At 66.6% G+C, this 17,548-nt stretch carries 16 protein-coding genes and 1 tRNA gene; 9 read left to right on the top strand and 8 right to left on the bottom strand.

The features are described from left to right. Nucleotides 1–27: 27 nt before the first annotated feature. The 6 genes from lptB to A6W98_RS03080 all read right to left on the bottom strand — a co-directional run bounded on the left by lptB (nt 28) and on the right by A6W98_RS03080 (nt 3,634). On the bottom strand, nt 28–792 hold the full coding sequence (gene lptB, locus A6W98_RS03105; protein ID WP_042457788.1) for an LPS export ABC transporter ATP-binding protein: 765 nt from the start codon (nt 790–792) through the stop codon (nt 28–30). Next, complete coding sequence (locus tag A6W98_RS03100) at nt 792–1,328, bottom strand: LptA/OstA family protein (RefSeq protein ID WP_042457786.1); 537 nt, start codon at nt 1,326–1,328, stop codon at nt 792–794. The genes lptB and A6W98_RS03100 overlap by 1 nt, the downstream gene beginning before the upstream one ends. After that, nucleotides 1,312–1,926, bottom strand: coding sequence for an LPS export ABC transporter periplasmic protein LptC (gene lptC / locus A6W98_RS03095; RefSeq protein ID WP_042457783.1), 615 nt, complete (start codon nt 1,924–1,926; stop codon nt 1,312–1,314). The genes A6W98_RS03100 and lptC overlap by 17 nt, the downstream gene beginning before the upstream one ends. Before the next feature lie 3 nt (nt 1,927–1,929). After that, a complete protein-coding gene (locus A6W98_RS03090) occupies nt 1,930–2,889 on the bottom strand; it encodes a KpsF/GutQ family sugar-phosphate isomerase (protein ID WP_042457780.1) in 960 nt (319 codons plus the stop codon). A gap of 4 nt (nt 2,890–2,893) precedes the next feature. Beyond that, the gene (locus A6W98_RS03085; RefSeq protein ID WP_042457776.1) at nt 2,894–3,505 is read right to left on the bottom strand and encodes a ribonuclease D; all 612 of its coding nucleotides are present in this window, start codon (nt 3,503–3,505) and stop codon (nt 2,894–2,896) included. A 42-nt stretch (nt 3,506–3,547) separates the two neighbouring features. Next, nucleotides 3,548–3,634: transfer RNA gene (locus A6W98_RS03080), tRNA-Leu, on the bottom strand. A 140-nt stretch (nt 3,635–3,774) separates the two neighbouring features. Between A6W98_RS03080 and A6W98_RS03075 the strand changes: the two genes are divergently transcribed. Further along, entirely contained in the window at nt 3,775–4,761 is a 987-nt protein-coding gene (locus tag A6W98_RS03075) for a complex I NDUFA9 subunit family protein (RefSeq protein WP_042457773.1), read from the top strand. Here A6W98_RS03075 and A6W98_RS03070 read toward each other — a convergent pair whose 3' ends face one another. Next, nucleotides 4,762–5,565, bottom strand: a complete 804-nt coding sequence (locus A6W98_RS03070; RefSeq protein WP_042457770.1) for an undecaprenyl-diphosphate phosphatase — start codon at nt 5,563–5,565, stop codon at nt 4,762–4,764. Between the two features lie 229 nt (nt 5,566–5,794). Here A6W98_RS03070 and A6W98_RS03065 point away from each other — a divergent pair, with 229 nt between their 5' ends. From A6W98_RS03065 to A6W98_RS03030, 8 genes are all read left to right on the top strand, one after another. Then, nucleotides 5,795–7,228 carry an NAD(P)-dependent oxidoreductase gene (locus A6W98_RS03065; RefSeq protein ID WP_042457767.1) on the top strand — a complete coding sequence of 478 codons (1,434 nt, stop codon included), beginning with the start codon at nt 5,795–5,797 and terminating at the stop codon, nt 7,226–7,228. A gap of 11 nt (nt 7,229–7,239) precedes the next feature. After that, nucleotides 7,240–7,704, top strand: a complete 465-nt coding sequence (locus tag A6W98_RS03060) for a GFA family protein (RefSeq protein ID WP_042457764.1) — start codon at nt 7,240–7,242, stop codon at nt 7,702–7,704. Then, on the top strand, nt 7,701–12,242 hold the full coding sequence (gene gltB, locus A6W98_RS03055; RefSeq protein ID WP_042457761.1) for a glutamate synthase large subunit: 4,542 nt from the start codon (nt 7,701–7,703) through the stop codon (nt 12,240–12,242). Before A6W98_RS03060 ends, gltB begins: the two co-directional genes overlap by 4 nt. Before the next feature lie 141 nt (nt 12,243–12,383). Beyond that, nucleotides 12,384–12,890 carry a DUF1269 domain-containing protein gene (locus A6W98_RS03050; RefSeq protein WP_042457759.1) on the top strand — a complete coding sequence of 169 codons (507 nt, stop codon included), beginning with the start codon at nt 12,384–12,386 and terminating at the stop codon, nt 12,888–12,890. Between the two features lie 98 nt (nt 12,891–12,988). Continuing rightward, a complete protein-coding gene (mtgA, locus tag A6W98_RS03045) occupies nt 12,989–13,780 on the top strand; it encodes a monofunctional biosynthetic peptidoglycan transglycosylase (RefSeq protein WP_081252019.1) in 792 nt (263 codons plus the stop codon). A gap of 55 nt (nt 13,781–13,835) precedes the next feature. After that, nucleotides 13,836–14,501 carry an FtsZ-binding protein FzlA gene (gene fzlA / locus A6W98_RS03040; RefSeq protein WP_042457756.1) on the top strand — a complete coding sequence of 222 codons (666 nt, stop codon included), beginning with the start codon at nt 13,836–13,838 and terminating at the stop codon, nt 14,499–14,501. After that, nucleotides 14,498–15,538 (top strand): tRNA epoxyqueuosine(34) reductase QueG, encoded by a 1,041-nt coding sequence (gene queG / locus A6W98_RS03035; protein ID WP_072071639.1) that lies wholly within the window; start codon nt 14,498–14,500, stop codon nt 15,536–15,538. The genes fzlA and queG overlap by 4 nt, the downstream gene beginning before the upstream one ends. Nucleotides 15,539–15,614: 76 nt before the next feature. Continuing rightward, on the top strand, nt 15,615–16,541 hold the full coding sequence (locus tag A6W98_RS03030; RefSeq protein WP_042457752.1) for a DMT family transporter: 927 nt from the start codon (nt 15,615–15,617) through the stop codon (nt 16,539–16,541). A 33-nt stretch (nt 16,542–16,574) separates the two neighbouring features. Here A6W98_RS03030 and A6W98_RS03025 read toward each other — a convergent pair whose 3' ends face one another. Further along, nucleotides 16,575–17,441 carry a branched-chain amino acid aminotransferase gene (locus A6W98_RS03025; RefSeq protein WP_042457750.1) on the bottom strand — a complete coding sequence of 289 codons (867 nt, stop codon included), beginning with the start codon at nt 17,439–17,441 and terminating at the stop codon, nt 16,575–16,577. Nucleotides 17,442–17,548: the final 107 nt, after the last annotated feature.

Genomic DNA, 17,548 nt, shown 5'->3' with positions numbered 1-17,548 from the left:
GGGCGATTCGATCCGGTCGCGGCGGGGTCAGGTGATGCGGAAACTCTGGCCGAGATAGACCCGGCGCACATTCTCGTCGCGGATCACCTCCTGGGTGGTTCCGCTCATCAGCACCTTGCCGTCATGCAGGATATAGGCGCGGTCGACGATCTCGAGCGTTTCGCGGACATTGTGATCGGTGATCAGCACGCCGATGCCCCGGGTCTTGAGATCGGCGACCAGCGCGCGGATCTCGCCGACCGCGATCGGGTCGACCCCGGCGAAGGGCTCGTCGAGCAGCAGATAGCTCGGATCGGCGGCAAGGCAGCGCGCGATCTCGACCCGGCGCCGCTCGCCGCCCGACAGCGACAGCGCGGGCGCGCGGCGCAGATGCTCGATGGAGAATTCCGACAGCAGCTCTTCGAGGCGTTCGCGGCGCTTGTGGCGGTCGGGCTCGACGATCTCGAGCACCGCCTTGATGTTGTCCTCGACATCGAGCCCGCGAAAGATCGAGACCTCCTGCGGCAGGTAGCCGATGCCCAGCCGGGCGCGGCGATACATCGGCAGCGTGGTCACGTCGCGGCCGTCGAGCATGACCTTGCCGCCGTCGGGCGTCAGCAGCCCGGCCACCGCATAGAAGCAGGTGGTCTTGCCCGAACCGTTCGGGCCGAGCAGCGCGACCACCTCGCCGCGGTCGAGCCTGAGGCTGACATCGCGTATCACCGGGCGGCGGCGATAGCTCTTGCGCAGGTCGACGATCCGCAATCCGTCGGCGGGTCCGGGCAGGTCGAAGGCTGCTGTGCCGTCGGCCATCACGGCTTGTCCGAAGGGGTCAGAACGGTGCGCACGCGGCCCTCCATGGAGCCGGTGCCGCGGGTGAGATCGACCACCAGCCTCTGGCCCTCGATCGCGTTGCCATCCTGGGTCAGGAGCACATTTCCGGTCATCACGATGGTTGCCGCGCCGATATCGTAGACGGCCTTGTCTGCTTCGGCCGCTTCGGCGTCGAGCGTCAGCACGACAGAGCCCGAGGCTTCGAGCCGCGAAATCCTGCCGCCGCCCGCACCGCCCGCGCCATAGACCACCAGCATCCGTCCGGCCGCGAGCCGCATCTGGCCCTGGCCCACCACCACATCGCCGGTGAAGACCGCGGTGCCGTCGCCCTGATCGACGCTGAGGCTCTCGGCGGTGACCTCGACCGGCAGCGAGGAATCGTGGTTGAGCGACCCAAAGGCGATTTCGGCTCCCTGCGCCCCGGCCCCTGCCGGGATCGTCAGGACCAGAGCCAGCGCCGCCAGACCTGCGCGTACCGACAAAACCAGATCCTTTCCGCTAGTTTCGAGGCTCATATACCAGCCTCACGCCATCCTTGAAAACCAGAAGATACCGGCCCTCGTGTTCGGGGTCGGGGCCGAGCGTCATGCTCCCTGCCTCGATCCGGCCGGGCGGCCCCTCCGCATCGACCGGCCCGTCGGCCTCGACACGGGTATCCGCGAAGGCCGAGCGCAGGCGGTCGGTCTCGATTCTGTAACCTGTCGAGGTCGAGATCCGGGTGTCGCCCTCCAGCACGGCCACCTGATCGTCGGTTTCGATCGCGCCGGTCCTGGCTTCGATTTCGGCCGAGCTGCCATCGGGCAGATCCAGCCGCGCCTGGATGTTCGAGGCCTCGCTCCGGCCGGGAGTGTCGGGATCGGTCCGGGCCGTGTCGGCGCGCATCGAGATCGCGGTGCCGTCGCGGGTGACGCCGGCATAGTTCGGCGCGCCGAGCCTTTGTTCGCGCAGGAGGCCCTCGATCTCGACCCGCGTCCGGGGCGGCAGGCCGTCATCGCCGCCGCCATGGTCGCGCGAGATCATGAAAAGTGTCGACAACAGCCCCAGCGCGGCCAGCGGCAGCACGATCTTGGCCGCCGCGATGAACCGGGAATAGGCGTTGTCATGGGCCTGCATGCGTCATGCGACCCCGGCGCGCAGGCAGTCATGGATATGGAGGATGCCGCCCGGCCGCCCGTCCGCCCCGACGGCGAAGAGGCAGGTGATCTTGCGCTCGTTCATCAACGCCACCGCCTTCTCGGCCAGCACGTCGGGCGAGATGGTCAGCGGGTTGGCGGTCATCACCTCGTCGACGCTGCGTTCGAGCAGGCCCGCCATGTGGCGGCGAAGGTCGCCATCGGTCACGACCCCGGCCAGTCGGCCGTCGGGGGTGGTCACGCCGACCACGCCGAAGCTCTTGCGGCTCATCACGATCAGCGCCTCGGCCATGCCGGTGCCCGTCGCGACCAGCGGAATGTCCTCGCCCTTGTGCATCAGGTCGGCGACCTTCGACAGCCGCGCGCCCAGCTTGCCGCCGGGGTGGAATTCGCGGAAATGCTCGGGCGTGAACTGGCGGTGCTCCATCAGCGCCACGGCCAGCGCGTCGCCAAGCGCCAGCGTCATCGTCGTCGAGGTGGTGGGGGCCAGGCCCATCGGGCAGGCCTCGTCGGCGGATGGCAGCAGCAGTGCCACATCGGCCTGCCGCAACAGCGTGCTGCGGGGCCGGCCCGCGACCCCGATCAGCGGAATGCCGAAGCGGCGGGTATAGGCCACGATATCGGCCAGCTCGGGCGTCTCGCCCGAATTCGACAGGACGAGGCAGACATCGCCCCGCGCCACCATGCCCAGATCGCCATGGCTGGCTTCGGCAGGGTGGACGAAATGGGCGGGCGTTCCGGTCGAGGCGAAGGTCGCCGCGATCTTGCGCGCCACATGGCCCGACTTGCCCATGCCCGAGACGATGACCCGGCCGGTGGCGCCGAGGATGGTCTCGACGGCGCGGATGAACTCCTGGTCGAGGCCCTCGGCCAGGCGATGGACGGCGTCGGCCTCGATCCGCAGGACGCGGCGGCCGATGGACAGGCAGGTTTCGGGTGTCATGGTCTCAATGTGCGAAGATGTCGGTCTCGGGCCAACCGGAAAGGTCGAGCCGGGCCCGGGTGGGCAGGAAATCGAAACAGGCCCGGGCGATCTCGCTGCGGCCCTCGCGGGCCAGCATGCCGTCCAGCACCTCTTTCAGACGGTGCAGGTAAAGCACGTCCGAGGCGGCATAGTCGAGCTGCGCCGGGCTCAGCGCGGCCGCGCCCCAGTCCGAGCTTTGCTGCTGTTTCGAGATGTCGATCGCCAGCAGCTCCTGCAGCAGGTATTTCAGCCCGTGCCGGTCGGTATAGGTGCGCACCAGCTTCGAGGCGATCTTGGTGCAATAGACCGGCGCGGTGGTCACGCCGAAGGTATGTTCGAGAATCGCGATGTCGAATCGGCCGAAATGGAACAGCTTCAGCGTGTCCGGGTCGGCCAGCATCCGCGTCAGATTCGGCGCCTCGGTCTGGCCCTGGGCGATCTGCACCATATGGGCGTCGCCGTCGCCCGCCGACATCTGCACGAGGCAGAGCCGGTCGCGATGCGGGTTGAGGCCCATCGTCTCGCAGTCGATGGCCACCATCGGCCCGAGATCGAGATCGTCGGGCAGGTCGTTCTTATGAAGGAAATTCGCCACGTCTTCCCCTGACTTTAGGGGAAATCCCCTGGCTATTGGGGTTGGTGCCCAGGAGAGGACTCGAACCTCCACGTCCTTGCGAACACTAGCACCTGAAGCTAGCGCGTCTACCAATTCCGCCACCTGGGCAGGTGTCGTGAGGCGGTGATCTATAGGTGCCCGCAGACGGTGTCAACGACGATTTTCGCCTCGCGATACGATCTCTTGCTTGGGGCGCCCGGCCCCTATATTCGGTTGCATACCATCATATGCCAGGGAGGCGTCTCTCCATGTCCAAGCTTGTCACCATCTTCGGCGGGTCGGGCTTTGTCGGCCGCTATGTCGCGCGGCGCATGGCCCGCGCCGGCTGGCGGGTGCGCGTGGCGGTGCGGCGCCCCAACGAGGCGCTGTTCGTCCGCACCTATGGCGCCGTCGGCCAGGTCGAGCCGGTATTGTGCAATGTCCGCGACCGCGAGTCGGTCCGGCGGGCGCTGCAGGGGGCCGAGGCCGCGGTGAACTGCGTCGGCATTCTCGCCGAAACCGGGCGCAACACCTTCGGGCTGGTGCAGCATTACGGCGCGCTTCATATCGCCGAGGAGGCGCGGGCCGCCGGTGTGGAACGGCTGGTACAGATCTCGGCGATCGGCGCCGACATCGAATCGGACAGCGGCTATGCCGAGACCAAGGGTCGCGGCGAGGCGGCGGTGCGCGAAAGCTTCCCCGACGCGGTGATCCTGCGGCCCTCGCTGGTCTTCGGCCCCGAGGACCAGTTCTTCAACCGATTCGCGCAGATGGCCCGGTTCTCGCCGGTCCTGCCGGTGGTGGGCTGCTACACCCGGTTCCAGCCGGTCTATGTCGACGATGTGGCGGCCGCCGCGGCGAAGGCCGCGATGGGCGAGGCCGCGCCCGGCATCTACGAGCTCGGCGGCCCCGAGATCCGCACCTTCGGCGAGCTGATGGAAGAGATGTTCACCGTGATCGGCCGTCCGAACCGGATCGTGCTGCCGCTGCCGCTGGCGCTGGGCGCCGCGATGGGGACGGTCTTCGACCTGGTGCAGTCGCTGTCGCTGGGGCTGATCGAGAACAAGGTCGTGACCCGCGACCAGGTCCGCAATCTCGGGCGCGACAATGTCGTCGGCGAGGGGCTGCCGGGGCTGGCAGAGCTTGGCATCCAGCCCACCGCGATGGAGGCGGTGCTGCCGGAATATCTGTGGCGCTACCGCCCCGCGGGTCAGTTCTACGACGTCCGCGAGGCGGCCAAGCGGCTCAAGTCCTGATCAGGTATATGCGATCCAGAGCAGGACGAGGCCGAGGATCACCCGGTAGATCACATAGGGCGTGAAGCTGACCGACCGGGCGAGCCGCATCATCACGGCCAGCGCGGCCAGCGCCGCGACGAAGGTGAAGCCGGCGGCGATGGCGCCGTCGCGCAGCACCGCCATGTCGGCCTCGGTCGCGGCCTTTCCGCCGACCAGCACCGCCGAGGCCAGGATCGTCGGGATCGACATCAGCATCGACAGCCGCGCGGCGCCGACCCGGTCATAGCCCAGCATCCGCGCCCCGGTGATGGTGATGCCCGAGCGCGAGGTGCCCGGGATCAGCGCCAGAACCTGCCATAGCCCCATGATCAGGGCGTGTTTCAGCGTCCAGCTATTGGCCTTTCGGGTCGCGGGGAAACGGGTGTCGGCGACCCAGAGCACGAGGCCGAAGATCAGCATCGTCCAGCCGATCACCGCGATGCTGCGCATCATGTCCTCGAGCCCGGTCAGCTCCAGCACCAGCCCGACCGCCATCACCGGGATGGTGGCGATGATCAGGCACAACGCCAGAAAGGCGCCGGGCGTGTCGATCTGGCCCCGGGCGACCCGGGTCAGCCCGCCAAGAGCCAGCATCGCGTCCTTGCGGAAATAGAGGATGACGGCGGCAAGCGTGCCCACATGCACCGCCACGTCGATGATATGGCCCTGATCGGCCATGCCGGTCAGGCCGGGCAGAAGAATCAGGTGGCCCGATGAGGAAATCGGAAGAAACTCGGTGATGCCCTGGATCACCGCGATCAGAAACAGGTGGAAAAGCGTCATGGGATGGCCCGGAGGTTCAGGTTCGCGCTCAGCATAGGGGCGTGATTCGGAAAGGGAAGACTCCAGCATATGGAAACTGTGCTGACCTAAAAGCGCAGATTTTTTTGCCTCCGGGGGCGCTGAGGTCGAAATTTCTTGCAAATAAGACAGCAATACTGACTTTTCATGATGGGGCGTCCTTCGTATAGAAGCGTCCCGAAGGTCCCGACCCATCCTGGAAGGAAAGGCAATGGCGCAGCAAAAGATGCTTCAGTTCGTCCGTGTGGCGAAAGAGACGCCGGAAAAACGCGAGGCCGATGACCGTGCACAGGATTTCGGCGAGATCTACGCCGAATTCGCGGCCGAGAAGGCCGCCGAACAGGCCTCGCGCTGCAGCCAGTGCGGCGTGCCGTTCTGCCAGTCGCACTGTCCGTTGCACAACAACATCCCCGACTGGCTGCGGCTGACCGCCGAGGGTCGTCTGGAAGAGGCCTATGCGATGAGCCAGGCCACCAATACCTTCCCCGAGATCTGCGGACGGATCTGCCCGCAGGACCGGCTTTGCGAAGGCAATTGCGTGATCGAGCAGTCGGGCCATGGCACCGTGACCATCGGCGCGGTCGAGAAATACATCACCGACACCGCCTGGGAAGAAGGCTGGGTGCCGCCGATCGCACCCGTCGAGGAGCGCAGCGAAAGCGTGGCCATCATCGGCGCCGGCCCGGGCGGGCTGGCGGCGGCCGACCGGCTGCGGCGCGCGGGCCTGCAGGTGACCGTCTATGACCGGCATGACCGGGCGGGCGGGCTGCTGACCTATGGCATTCCCGGCTTCAAGCTGGAAAAGGACGTGGTCATGCGCCGGGTCGAGCAGCTTGAGAAGGGCGGCGTCGAATTCGTGCTGAACTGCAATGTGGGCACCGATATCAGCTTCGACGCGATCCGCGGCAAGCATGACGCGGTCCTGATCGCGACCGGCGTCTACAAGGGCCGCGACCTGACCGGCCCGGGCGCGGGCGCGCAGGGCATCGTTGCCGCGCTGGATTACCTGACCGCCTCGAACCGGGTCAGCTTCGGCGACGAGGTGCCGGAATACCTGTCGGGCGCGCTCAATGCCGAGGGCAAGCGGGTGATCGTGGTCGGCGGCGGCGATACCGCCATGGACTGCGTGCGCACCGCGATCCGTCAGGGCGCGGTCAGCGTCAAATGCCTTTACCGCCGCGACCGCGCCAACATGCCGGGCTCGCAGCGCGAGGTGCAGAATGCCGAGGAAGAGGGCGTCGATTTCGTCTGGCTCTCGGCGCCGAACGGTTTTGCCGGCGATCCGGTGAGCTCGGTCATGGTGCAGAAGATGCGGCTTGGCCCGCCGGATGCCTCGGGGCGGCAATCGCCCGAGGTGATCGAGGGCGCCGATTATGCCGAGCCCGCCGATCTGGTGATCAAGGCGCTGGGCTTCGAGCCCGAGGATCTGCCCGCGCTATGGGGCGAGGAGGCGCTGGAAGTGACCCGCTGGGGTACCGTGAAGGCCGATTTCCGCAGCCACGAGACCTCGCTGCCGGGCGTTTTCGCGGTCGGCGACATCGTGCGCGGCGCAAGCCTCGTGGTCTGGGCGATCCGCGACGGGCGCGAGGCGGCCGACAGCATTCTCGACTTTCTGGCGCAGCCCGCCCAGGTCGCCGCGGAATAGGAGGCAAGCCGATGTCCGACACCACTCTGAAGGGGCACTGTCTCTGCGGCGCCGTCACGGTCGAGATCGACCTGGCGCATCGGGTGCTTGGCGCCTGTCATTGCGGAATGTGCCGCAAATGGACCTCGGGGCCGCTGATGGCGGTCCATACCACGCAGCCGATCCGGGCCGAGGGTCCGGTCAAGACCTATGCCTCGTCGCAATGGGCCGAGCGCGCCTTCTGTTCGGAATGCGGCTCGTCGCTCTGGTACGCCTTCACCGCCGAAGGCGCGCATAAGGGGCATGGCTTCGTGTCGGCCGGGCTGTTCGAGGGCACCCTCGACCTGCCGCTGAACTCGGAGGTCTATATCGAGAGCAAACCCGCCGGCTATGCCTTCGCCGGCGATCACGTGCGGTTGACCGAGGTCCAGATGATGGCCTCTGCCGCAGACGGAATGAGCATGGGCTCGACGGGCTCCGAAGGAGAACAGCAATGACCAAATACGATGCCGCCTGGGTTGCCCGGGAAGAAGCCAAGCGGGCTTTCGTGGCCGAGAACGGTCTTTACAGCCCCGAAGATGAACATTCGTCCTGCGGCGTGGGCCTGGTCGTCTCGATCGACGGCAAGCCCTCGCGCAAGGTCGTCGAGAACGGGATCGACGCGCTGAAGGCGGTCTGGCACCGCGGTGCGGTCGATGCCGACGGCAAGACCGGCGACGGCGCGGGCATCCATGTGCAGATCCCGGTGCCGTTCTTCTACGACCAGATCCGCCGCACCGGCCACGAGCCCCATGCCGACCGGCTGATCGCCGTCGGTCAGGTCTTCCTGCCGCGCACCGATTTCGGCGCGCAGGAGGTCTGCCGGACCATCGTCGAGACCGAAGTCCTGCGCATGGGCTACTATATCTATGGCTGGCGCCACGTTCCGGTGAATACCGACGTGCTGGGCGAGAAGGCCAATGCGACCCGGCCCGAGATCGAGCAGATCCTGATCTCGAATTCCAAGGATGTCGACGAGGAGACCTTCGAGCGCGAGCTTTACGTCATCCGTCGCCGGATCGAGAAGGCCGCCGCCGCTGCCCATGTGCCCTCGCTCTATATCTGCTCGCTCAGCTGCCGCAGCGTGATCTACAAGGGCATGATGCTGGCCGAGCAGGTCGCCGAATTCTATCCCGATCTCAAGGACGACCGCTTCGAATCGGCCTTCGCGATCTATCACCAGCGCTATTCGACCAACACCTTCCCGCAATGGTGGCTGGCCCAGCCGTTCCGGATGCTGGCCCATAACGGCGAGATCAATACCCTCAAGGGCAACCTCAACTGGCTGAAAAGCCACGAGATCCGCATGGCCTCCTCGGCCTTCGGCGAGCTGGCCGAAGACATCAAGCCGATCGTGGCGCAGGGCTCGTCGGACTCGGCCGCGCTCGATTCCGTCTTCGAGGTTCTGGTCCGCGCCGGGCGCAATGCGCCGATGGCCAAGACCATGCTGGTGCCCGAGGCCTATTCGAAACAGACCACCGACGAGATGAAGCCCGCCTGGCGCGACATGTACGCCTATGTGAACTCGGTGATGGAGCCCTGGGACGGTCCGGCCGCGCTGGCCATGACCGATGGCCGCTGGGTCTGCGCCGGGCTCGACCGGAACGGCCTGAGGCCGCTGCGCTATGTCGTCACCGGCGACGGGCTGCTGATCGCGGGCTCGGAAAGCGGCATGGTGCCGACCGAGGAATCCGCCGTGCTCGAGAAGGGCGCGCTGGGTCCGGGGCAGATGCTGGGCGTCGACATGGCGACCGGCAAGCTGTTCCGCGACAGCGAGATCAAGGACATGATGGCGGCCAGCCAGCCCTTCGGCGAATGGCTCGACACCGTGTCCGAGATCGACGAGGTGCTGGGCGACCTGCCCGAGAATGTGCTTTTCGACGGGGCGGATCTGCGGCGGCGTCAGATCGCGGCCGGCTATACCATCGAGGAAATCGAATCGATCCTGATGCCGATGGCCGAGGACGGCAAGGAGGCGCTGGCCTCGATGGGCGACGACACGCCCTCGGCGGTCCTGTCCGAGAAATACCGCCCGCTCAGCCATTTCTTCCGGCAGAACTTCAGCCAGGTGACGAATCCGCCGATCGACTCGCTGCGCGAATACCGGGTGATGAGCCTCAAGACCCGGTTCGGCAACCTGCGCAACGTGCTTGACGAGGATGGCAGCCAGACCCGGATCGTGATCCTGGAAAGCCCCTTCCTCGGCAATGCCCAGTTCAATGAGCTGGTAAAGCATTTCTCGGTGCCGATGGCCGAGATCGACTGCACCTTCCCGCCGGGCGCGGGCCCCGAGGCGCTGCGCCTCGGTCTGCAGCGGATCCGCAACGAGGCCGAGGACGCGGTGCGTTCGGGCGCGGGCCATATCGTGCTGACCGACCATCACCAGGGCGAGGACAAGGTCGCGATGCCGATGATCCTCGCGACCTCGGCGGTGCATAGCTGGCTGACCCGCAAGGGGCTCCGGACCTTCTGCTCGCTGAACGTGCGCTCGGCCGAATGCGTCGATCCGCATTACTTCGCGGTGCTGATCGGCTGCGGCGCGACCACGGTGAACGCCTATCTGGCCGAGGACACGCTGGCCGACCGCATCAAGCGCGGCCTGCTGGATTGCAGCCTGACCGAGGCCGTCAGCCGTTACCGCAAGGCCATCGATCTGGGCCTTCTGAAGATCATGTCCAAGATGGGCATCTCGGTGATCTCGTCCTATCGCGGCGGGCTCAATTTCGAGGCCGTGGGGCTGTCGCGCGCGATGTGCGCCGAATATTTCCCGGGCATGCACAGCCGCATTTCCGGCATCGGCGTCACCGGCATCCAGCGCAAGCTGGAAGAGGTGCACCGGCTGGGCTGGAAGGGCGGTCAGGACGTGCTGCCGATCGGCGGGTTCTACAAGGCCCGTCGCACCGGCGAACGTCACGCCTGGGAAGCCAGCAACATGCACATGCTGCAGCAGGCCTGCAACACGGCGTCTTTCGAGGTGTGGAAGCAGTATTCGGCCGCGATGCGCTCGACCCCGCCGATCCATCTGCGCGACCTGCTCGACATCAAGTCGCTGGGCAAGCCGGTGCCGCTGGAGGAGGTCGAATCGATCACCTCGATCCGCAAGCGCTTCGTGACGCCGGGCATGTCGCTGGGGGCGCTGTCCCCCGAGGCGCACAAGACGCTGAATGTCGCGATGAACCGGATCGGCGCCAAGTCCGACTCGGGCGAGGGCGGCGAGGACCCGGCGCATTTCTATCCGGAACCCAACGGCGACAACCCCTCGGCCAAGATCAAGCAGGTGGCCTCGGGCCGGTTCGGCGTCACCGCCGAATACCTGAACCATTGCGAAGAGCTTGAAATCAAGGTGGCCCAGGGCGCCAAGCCCGGCGAGGGCGGCCAGCTTCCGGGGATGAAGGTCACCGACCTGATCGCGCGTCTGCGGCACTCGACCAAGGGCGTGACCCTGATCTCGCCGCCGCCGCATCACGACATCTACTCGATCGAGGATCTGGCGCAGCTGATCTACGACCTCAAGCAGATCAACCCGCGCTGCAAGGTGACGGTCAAGCTGGTGGCCTCTTCGGGCGTCGGCACCATCGCCGCGGGCGTCGCCAAGGCCAAGGCCGACGTGATCCTGATCTCGGGCCATAATGGCGGCACCGGCGCCTCGCCCGCGACCTCGATCAAATATGCCGGTCTGCCCTGGGAGATGGGCCTGACCGAGGCGCATCAGGTCCTGTCGATGAACAACCTGCGCGAGCGGGTGACGCTTCGGACCGATGGCGGTCTTCGGACCGGGCGCGACATCGTCATGGCGGCGATGATGGGGGCCGAGGAATATGGCATCGGCACCGCCGCGCTGATCGCCATGGGCTGCATCATGGTCCGTCAGTGCCAGTCGAACACCTGCCCGGTGGGCGTCTGCACCCAGGATGAAAAGCTGCGCGGCAAGTTCACCGGCAATGCCGACAAGGTGGTGAACCTGATCACCTTCTATGCCCAGGAAGTGCGCGAGCTGCTCAGCCAGATCGGGGCGCGCTCGATGGACGAGATCATCGGCCGCTCGGACCTTCTGAACCAGATCAGCCGGGGCTCGGCGCATCTCGACGATCTCGACCTCAATCCGCTGCTGATCCAGGTCGATGCCAATGACCGCCCGACGCTCGACCGCACCCGGTCGCGGACCGAGGTGCCGGATACGCTGGATGCCGAGATCCTGCGCGATGCGGCGCCCTTCTTCGAGGATGGCGAGAAGATGCAGGTGTCCTACGCGGTGCGGAACACCGACCGTACCATCGGCACCCGGGTTTCCAGCCTCATCGTCCAGCGCTTCGGCATGCGCAACAAGCTTCAGCCCGACCATCTGACCGTGAAGCTCGCGGGCAGCGCCGGGCAGTCGCTGGGGGCGTTCGGCGCGCCGGGGCTCAAGATCATCGTCGCGGGCGATGCCAACGACTATGTCGGCAAGGGCCTGTCGGGGGCGACCATCGTCGTGCGCCCGCCGCTCAGCTCGCCGCTGGTGGCCTCCGAGAACACCATCATCGGCAATACCGTTCTTTACGGTGCGACCGAAGGGTATCTCTTCGCGAAGGGCCGGGCGGGCGAACGTTTCGCGGTGCGGAACTCGGGCGCCAGGGTGGTGGTCGAGGGCTGCGGCTCGAACGGCTGCGAATACATGACCGGCGGGATCGCGGTGATCCTCGGCACCATCGGCGCCAATTTCGGCGCCGGCATGACCGGCGGCATGGCCTATCTCTACGATCCCGAAGGCGCGGCGGCCGAGAAGATCAATCCCGAGACGCTGGTCACCTGCAGGATCGCGGTGCAACATTGGGAGGCCGAGCTGAAGGGGTTGATCTCCCGTCATTTCGATGAGACCGGCAGCCCCAAGGCGCGCGACCTTCTCACCCATTGGGAGCTTGAGAAGGGCAACTTCCTGCAGGTCTGCCCGAAGGAGATGCTGCCGCATCTGTCCCATCCTCTGGGGATCGAGGAACGCGCGGTTCCGGCGGAATAGAGCCTGTTCCGGCCTGAAAGCTTCGACCCCTGCCGCCGAGAGGTGCGCGGGGGTCACTCGTTTTTGACCCCGCGGGGGGTTATTCGGGGGCCCGCGGAACCCCACCTTTCCTGGTAACCGAAACCAAGCAAGGAGGGCGATATGGCCGATCTGATTGCCGTGGCCTTCGACGATGAAAGCAAGGCCTTCGACATGCGGGGCGAGATGGTCCGGATGCAGAAGGACTATCTTCTCGACATGGAGGATGTGGTCGTCGTGACCCGCGACGCCGAGGGCAAGGTCAAGCTGCACCAGGCGGTGAACCTGACCGCGGCGGGCGCCGTGGGCGGGTCGTTCTGGGGCCTCTTGATCGGGCTTCTGTTCCTCAATCCGCTGCTTGGCCTTGCGGTCGGGGCGGGGGCGGGCGCCATCAGCGGTGCGCTCAGCGATATCGGTATCGACGACGGCTTCATGAAGGAGCTGGGCGAGACCCTGACCCCCGGCAGTTCGGCGCTGTTCGTGCTGGTGCGCAAGGCCACCGGCGACCGCGTGATCGAGCGGCTGCGCGAGGTCAATGTCGAGGGGCGCATCCTGCGGACCTCGCTGTCGAAGGAAGACGAGGCGACGCTGCGCGAGGTGCTGGAAAAAAGCCGCGCGACGGCGGAGTGATCCGGCCCGCCTGCTGCGACGGCCGGGCGCGGACCGGCTGAGCTTTCCGGGGCTGCGGAGCGGTGGTCAAGCGCCGCGGCCTCGGCTATCACCCGGGCATGGCGAAACCGACGAAAAGCACCGGGACGAGACGTTCCGGAACCAAGACTACCGGAACCAGGAATGCCGGGGCGAAAGCTGCCGGAAAGAAGCCCGCGCGGCGCGACAGCGTCCCCCTGCCGCTGGCCCAGAGGCTGCGTCGGGCGGCCCGGCGCGGGGCGCTGGCGGTCCTCGCGCTCGTGGCCCTGGTGCTGATCGCACCAAGTCTCGTCAACCCGCCAACCACGCCCACCATGATGGCGGAGCGGATGCGGCTTGGCGATATCGACCAGCAATGGGCCCCGATGCGCGAGATCGCACCGGCCATGCAGCGCGCGGCCGTGGCCGCTGAAGACGCGAATTTCTGCCGCCACTGGGGCTTCGACATGGGCGCGATCCGCGGCGCGCTTGAAGCCGGCGGGCGCTACGGCGCCTCGACCATCAGCCAGCAGACGGTCAAGAATGTCTATCTCTGGCAGGGGCGCAGCTGGCCGCGCAAGGCGCTCGAGGCGGTGCTGACGCCGATGGTCGAACTGACCTGGTCCAAGCGGCGCATCCTCGAGGTCTATCTCAACGTGGCCGAATTCGGCGAGGGTGTGTTCGGCGTCGACGCCGCCGCCTGGCATTATTACGGCATCCCGCCCTCGAAGCTGTCGCGCTCGCAGGCCGCGCGGCTGGCTGTGCTGCTGCCGAACCCGAAGGACCGCGATCCGAATCATCTGTCGCCGACGCTGTTGCGCCGGGCCGATCAGGTCGAGGAGGGCGCTGCGACGATTCTTGCCGACGGCCGATCGGATTGTTTCGACCATTGAAAATCCGGATCCGAGGGGCCATGAAGACCGACAGGTCAACCGTCAGGGAGTCCGCATGAACCGCCTCTACCACATGCCGCTGTCGCCCTTCTGCCGCAAGGTTCGCCTGGTGCTTGCCGAGAAGCGCATCGAGGTCGAGCTGGTCGAAGAGCGCTACTGGGAGCGCGACGCCGATTTCATGCGCCGCAATCCGGCCGGAAAGGTGCCGGTGCTGCGGATGGACGGGCGCATCATGGCCGAAAGCCAGGCGATCTGCGAATATCTCGACGAGAGTTTCCCCGACCCCTGTCTGTTGCCCGGCAGCCCGGCCGAACGCTGCGAGGCGCGGCGGCTGGTGTTCTGGTTCGACGACAAGTTCCACCACGAGGTGACCTCGAAGCTCTTGTATGAGCGGGTGAACAAGAAGGTCACCAAGTCGGGCTATCCCGACAGCCGCAACGTCAAGGCCGGGGCGACGGCGATCAAGTACCATCTCGATTACATGGGCTGGCTCCTGGATCAGCGCCGCTGGCTGGCGGGCGATGTGATGACACTGGCCGATTTCGCGGCGGCTGCGCATCTGTCCTGTCTCGACTACATCTCGGATGTCGACTGGAACCGCAACGCGGCGGTCAAGGACTGGTATGCCAAGATCAAGTCGCGGCCGGCCTTCCGCAATATCCTCGCCGATCAGGTGCCGGGCTTCCCGCCGCCCAGGCATTACGCGAATCTCGACTTTTGACCGCGGCGCTGAAAGACCGCCTCGCCGCCCGGGCCCGCGAAGAGGGGCTGGCGGCGATGGGGGTCTGTCGGCCCGACGCGATCCCCGAGGCGGCCGGGCGGCTGGCCGAGTTCGTGGCCAAGGAGCGCCATGGCCAGATGGGCTGGATGGCCGAGCGAATGTCCTGGCGCGGCAATCCGGCGGCGCTCTGGCCCGAGGCGCGGTCGGTCGTGATGTTCGCCGAGCCCTATACCCAGGCCCATGACCCGCTGGCGGCGCTGGACCGGCCCGACCGCGCCGCGATCTCGGTCTATGCCCAGAACCGCGACTATCACGACGTGCTGAAGAAGCGGCTGAAACGGCTCGGGCGCTGGTTCCTCGAACAGGCGCCGGGCCATGAGATCAAGGTCTTCGTCGATACCGCCCCGGTGATGGAAAAGCCGCTGGCCCAGGCCGCTGGGCTGGGCTGGCAGGGCAAGCATACCAACCTGCTGGGCCGGCGCCTCGGCAACTGGTTCTTCCTCGGCGTGATCTTTACCACCGTCGAGCTGCCCGCCGATGCCCCCGAGACCGGGCATTGCGGCAATTGCACCGCCTGTCTCGACGCCTGCCCGACCGGTGCCTTCCCCGCGCCCTTCCAGCTCGATGCGCGGCGCTGCGTTTCCTACCTGACGATCGAGCACAAGGGCCCGGTCGATCCGGAGCTCAGGCCGCTTCTGGGCAACCGGATCTATGGCTGCGACGACTGCCTCGGCATCTGTCCCTGGAACAAGTTCGCCGTCGCCGCGACCGAGACGAAATATGCCGCCCGCCCCGATCTGATCGAGCCGCCCCTGGCCGAGCTGGCCGGGCTGGACGATGCCGCCTTCCGCGCGCGCTTCTCGGGCTCGCCGATCAAGCGCATCGGGCGCGGCCGTTTCGTGCGCAATGTCTGCTATGCGATCGGCAATTCGGGCGACAGCCGGCTGCGGGGCGCGGTGGCGCGACTTTCGGAGGATGCCGACCCGGTCGTGGCCGAGGCCGCGCGCTGGGCCGTGGCGCGGCTGTCTCGGGGCTGAGCCGCCGAACCGCCCTTGCAAAACGTGCGGGCGGGCTTATGGACGACGCGGTCCCCCCTCAAGATCCGAGCCTTTCATGAACCCGTCCCGCGCCATCGGCCTGAAACTTACCTCCGTCACGCTTTTCGTGGTGATGTCGGCCCTGATCAAGGCCGCCTCCGAACAGGGGGTCCCGCCCGGTGAGACGGTGTTCTTCCGGTCGTTCTTCGCGCTGCCGGTGATCCTGGTCTGGCTGGTCTGGACCGGGCAGCTGGGCGCTGGGCTGAGAACGAAGGACCCGCTGGGCCAGTTCTGGCGCGGGCTGGTGGGCGGCACGGCGATGGTGCTGAACTTCGCGGCGCTGGGCATCCTTCCGCTGCCCGAGGCGACGGCGATCAGCTATTCCTCGCCGCTGCTGGTGGTGATCTTCGCGGCGATGTTCCTGGGCGAGAAGGTGCGGCTGTTCCGGCTGTCGGCGGTGGCGCTGGGGCTGCTGGGGGTTCTGGTCGTGATCAGCCCCCGGCTGTCCTCCTTCGGCACCGATGCCGTGGACGCGCGGGCGACGCTTGGCGCGGTGGTGGCGCTGGGCGGGGCCAGTTGCGCGGCGCTGGCCCAGGTCTTCGTGCGCAAGCTGGTCCAGACCGAACGGACCTCGGCCATCGTGTTCTGGTTCTCGGTGGTCGCGACGGTCCTGTCGCTGTTCACCATCCCCTTCGGCTGGGTCATGCCCTCGCCCGGGGCGGCCGCGATGCTGATCCTGGCCGGGCTTGTCGGCGGGCTGGCCCAGATCTGCCTGACCTCTGCCTATCGCCATGCCGAGGCCGGGCTGGTGGCGCCCTTCGACTATGCCTCGATATTGCTGGCGCTGGTGATCGGCTATTTCGTCTTTGCCGAGGTGCCGACCCCGATGGTGCTGATCGGTGCCGGTCTGATCATCTCGGCTGGCGTCTTCATCATCTGGCGCGAACGCCAGCTTGGGCTGGAGAGGGGCCGCGCGCGCAAGGGGATCACGCCCCAGGGCTGACGCGCGGCCGCCGGTCCGGCCGGTTCGTCCGGATCAGGCCCGGACGAAGGTCTCGTAGGTTTCGGCGATGTCATGGGTCAGTGCGCCGACCTCGAAATTGTAATCGCCGATCTCGGCCACCGGGGTCACCTCGGCCGCGGTGCCGGTCAGCCAGCATTGCTGGAAGCCTTCCAGTTCCGCGGGCTCGATATGGCGCTCATGCACCTTGATCTGCTTGTCCTTCAGCAGGCCGATCACGGTCTGCCGGGTGATCCCGTTCAGGAAGCAGTCGGCCTTGGGCGTATGCACCTCGCCATCCTTGACGAAGAAGATGTTCGCCCCGGTCGCCTCGGCCACATAGCCGCGATAGTCGAACATCATCGCGTCGGAACAGCCCTTGGCCTGCGCCGCATGCTTGGACATGGTGCAGATCATGTAAAGCCCGGACGCCTTGGCCTGGCTCGGCGCGGTCGCCGGATCGGGCCGCTTCCATTTGGCAATGTCGAGCTTGGCGCCCTTCATCTTGGCCGCGCCGTAATAGGCACCCCATTCCCAGACGGCGATCGCCATCCTGACCGGGTTCTGTGCCGCGGCCACGCCCATGTCCGGACCCGATCCGCGCCAGGCCAGCGGACGCACATAGCAGTCGGTCAGCCCGTTCGCCTTCATCACCTCGGCCTTGGCGGCGTCGATCTCCTCGACCGAATAGGGGATCTCGAAGTCGATCATGTTCGCCGAACGTTTCAGGCGCTCGGAATGCTCGTGCGACTTGAAGATCTTTCCGCCATAGGCCCGCTCGCCTTCGAATACCGCCGAGGCGTAGTGCATGGCGTGGGTCAGGATGTGCACATTGGCGTCGCGCCAGGGCACCAGTTTCCCGTCCATCCAGATAACGCCGTCGCGGTCGTCGTAGCCAGTCATGGCCTTCGTCCTTTTCTTTTCCCCTCCGGGGTTTCGATTTGCGAAAATTGCCAATCTTAAGTCCGCTTCGGACATAATGTTGCGCAAATTTCAGCGCTGGCTAGCAG

It is taken from the genome of Rhodovulum sulfidophilum DSM 1374, from assembly GCF_001633165.1.
Taxonomy (GTDB): domain Bacteria; phylum Pseudomonadota; class Alphaproteobacteria; order Rhodobacterales; family Rhodobacteraceae; genus Rhodovulum; species Rhodovulum sulfidophilum.
Note: the sequence above shows the minus strand (reverse complement) of the source record. Positions and strands in the feature narration are given on the sequence as shown.